The sequence below is a fragment of the Nocardiopsis sp. TNDT3 genome (assembly GCF_003427465.1).
Lineage (GTDB): Bacteria > Actinomycetota > Actinomycetes > Streptosporangiales > Streptosporangiaceae > Nocardiopsis > Nocardiopsis dassonvillei.
Genome location: NZ_QPFC01000245.1, coordinates 1 through 2,940, shown reverse-complemented (window position 1 = coordinate 2,940; position 2,940 = coordinate 1). Strand labels below are relative to the sequence as shown.

Here is a 2,940-nt window from a genome sequence, read left to right as displayed (position 1 = left end):
CGATCAGGTGGTCCAGGATGCCCGGCTCGCTGAACGCGTGCCCGGCGTCGTCCACGATGTGGAATTCCGCTTCCGGCCACGCCTTGTGCAGGTCGTAGGCGGTGCGGGCCGGGGTGCACACGTCGTAGCGGCCCTGCACGATCACGCCGGGGATGTGCCGGATCGCCTCCGCCCCGTCGATGAGCTGGTCGGGCTCCAGGAACCCGCGGTTGACGAAGTAGTGGTTCTCGATCCGCGCGAAGGCCAGCGCGTAGTCCTCGTCCGCGTGGTGCTCGCGCAGCTCGTGGTTGGGCAGCAGGGTGACCGTGGACCCCTCCCACACGCTCCACGAGCGCGCGGCGGCCAGGCGCTCCTCACGGTCGGGCGAGTTCAGGCGGCGCGCGTAGGCGGCGATGAGGTCGCCGCGCTCCTCCTCGGGGATGGGCGCCAGGTAGGACTCCCACAGGTCCGGGAAGAGCTGGGAGGCGCCCTCCTGGTAGAACCAGCGCAGCTCGCTCTCGCGCAGGGTGAAGATGCCGCGCACGACCAGCTCGCTGACGCGGTCGGGGTGGCGCTGGGCGTAGGCCAGCGCCAGGCAGCTGCCCCAGGACCCGCCGAAGACCTGCCAGGACTCCGCGCCGATCATCTCGCGCAGCCGCTCCATGTCCTGCACCAGCGTCCAGGTGGTGTTGGTGGACAGGTCGGTGTCCATCTGGCTGGCGTGCGGGGTGGAGCGGCCGCAGTTGCGCTGGTCGAACAGCAGGATCCGGTACCGCTCCGGGTCGAAGAGCCTGCGGTGGTCGGGCACGCATCCGCCGCCGGGGCCACCGTGCAGGAACACCACGGGCTTGCCCGCGGGGTTGCCGCACAGCTCCCAGTAGACGCGGTGTCCGTCGCCGACGTCGAGCATCCCCGAGTCGTACGGCTCGATGGGCGGGTACAAGGTACGCAAAGCGTGGGGCCTTTCGTGGACGTGTTCGTGGACGTGGTTCCTCCCCGGGGACCCCGGCGGAGTCGGGCGCCGCGGACGGAGGTGTCCGGCGGACGCCTGACGGAGAACGACGAGGAGAGGGTACGGCGTCCCAGGTGTCCACCGGGCGCGAACACGCACGGGACGCCGTCAGAGGCGGTCGAGCAGCTCGGCCTTCTTGGCGCTGAACTCGTCGTCGGTGAGCAGGCCCTCGGCGTGCAGCCGCCCGAGTTCGCGGATCTTGGCGAAGACCGCCTCGCTGCCGTCGTCGTCCGCCGCTCCGAGCGCGGCGCGCTCCTGCCGGGGGTCCTCGGCCGCCGCGACGTGGGCGTTGACGGTGGCGGCCATCAGCAGGGTCTCCTCGCTGCCCTTGGTCCCGTGCGAGGCGAGCGTGAAGAAGTCGTGGTCCAGCGCCGTGGCCTCGGGGATGGTCACCCCGCGCAGCACGATGCGCAGGTAGCCCTCGGTGACGTCGACCGGCGGGTGCCAGTGGGCGGTCTCGATCTCGGAGAGCTGGTAGTCGCGGGCCTTCTCCTTCTGCTTGGCCGTGCTGGCCAGCCAGTTGTCCCACTGGAGGCGCACGCGGGTGCCGTCGAAGGAGGCCGTGCCCTCGGCGGTGCGGACCTGGAGCGGGGGCCGGGCCACCAGTCCCCGGGCGACCTCGCGCGGGTCGAGTTCCCCGGTCAGGGTCTCGCGGGCGAAGCGGGCCGAGGAGGCGATCTGCTCGGAGTAGTACTCGGCGAGGAGTTCTCCGTCGTGCGGGCCGGTGATCAGCAGCGGGGTGAGCGCGTCCCGGCCGGGGACGCCCAGGAGCGCGTAGGGGTCGCCGCCCTCCACCAGCCGCAGCCGCAGCCGCCACCCGTGCTTGCGGGTGCCCCGGTCGAAGTCGACCTCGCGGACGGCGGCCAGCGGAACCGAGCAGCTCCCCAGCGACCGGAACAGGGCGGGCACCTTGCGGCCGGAGTCGAAGCGGACACGGATCGTCTCGTCGTCGATCCGCCAGGTTCCGTGGTGTCCGCGAAGTTCCTCCATGTCCACACATCCTAGAGCCAGCGGAACCCGCCCCGCGGGGCCGCATGCGGTCACCGTCCCGGCCCGCGGCGCCGGGCGCCCGACTGCGGACGGGGTTGTGCTCTCCCGTGCCTCCGCCCCACCGCACGCGCGCCGCCCACCGCCACCGACGCACGCCACGCCCGGCGCCTCCCCGTCCGGACGCCCGAACCGTCACCCGAGGTCAAGGGCCCGTCCGGACCACGGGCCCCAAGCGTCACGGCGGCGCATCCCGGGTAGGACCAGCGGGGCACACCCGTTGCACCGCCCAGCCCGGGCGGGACCGGCGGACAGTGCGGTCGGCGCCCTGTCCACGAACCGGAGGTCGCCACATGTCGAGAGAGACGGCAGCCGCGGGCGCGGCCGAGTTCCGCGCCGCCCGGGACCTGCTCCTGGACCTGCGCGAGGACCAGGGGAGGGCGCACCGGGAGTTCACCTGGCCCCGGTCGGACCGGTTCAACTGGGCGCTGGACTACTTCGACGAGGTGGCCGGGCGCCGTCCGGACCGGACGGCGCTGTGGATCGTGGAGGAGGACGGCGGCCAGGCCAGGTACACCTACCGGCGGATGTCGGAGCGCTCCGCCCAGGTGGCCAACTGGCTGAACAACCAGGGCGTGCACCCGGGCGACCGGATCCTGCTGATGCTGGGCAACCAGGTGGAGCTGTGGGAGACCCTGCTCGCCGCGACCAAGCTCGGCGCCGTGGTCTGCCCCACCCCCACCTCCCTGTCCGAGGGCGACCTGCTGGACCGGCTGGAGCGCGGCGAGATCGCGCACGTGGTGTGCTCGGCCGCCGAGACCGAGAAGTTCGCCCCGCTGCGGGGGCACTGGACGCGGATCTGCACGGGCTACATGGAGGGGTGGCTGAACTACGCCGACTCCGAGCACGCCGGTCTGGACTTCCACCCCCCGCACACCACCCACCCCGACGACCCCCTGCTG

At 72.7% G+C, this 2,940-nt stretch carries 3 protein-coding genes; 1 reads left to right on the top strand and 2 read right to left on the bottom strand.

The genetic code is table 11. From position 1 onward, the window contains the following. Both pip and DQW06_RS06705 read right to left on the bottom strand, forming a co-directional pair. The coding region (gene pip / locus DQW06_RS06710; RefSeq protein ID WP_117198153.1) for a prolyl aminopeptidase at positions 1-931 on the bottom strand (931 nt) is incomplete at its 3' end. A gap of 168 nt (positions 932-1,099) precedes the next feature. Continuing rightward, on the bottom strand, positions 1,100-1,981 hold the full coding sequence (locus DQW06_RS06705; protein ID WP_013151484.1) for a DUF4429 domain-containing protein: 882 nt from the start codon (positions 1,979-1,981) through the stop codon (positions 1,100-1,102). Positions 1,982-2,331: 350 nt separating this feature from the next. On the opposite strand from DQW06_RS06705, the gene DQW06_RS06700 reads away from it, so the two are divergent. Then, positions 2,332-2,940: AMP-binding protein (locus tag DQW06_RS06700; RefSeq protein WP_157983361.1), on the top strand; the 609-nt coding region annotated here is incomplete at its 3' end.

What these genes read in the sequence shown, in the direction of transcription:
- DQW06_RS06705 (WP_013151484.1), bottom strand. Translation starts at nt 1,981, where the DNA reads ATGGAGGAACTTCGCGGACACCACGGAACCTGGCGGATCGACGACGAG.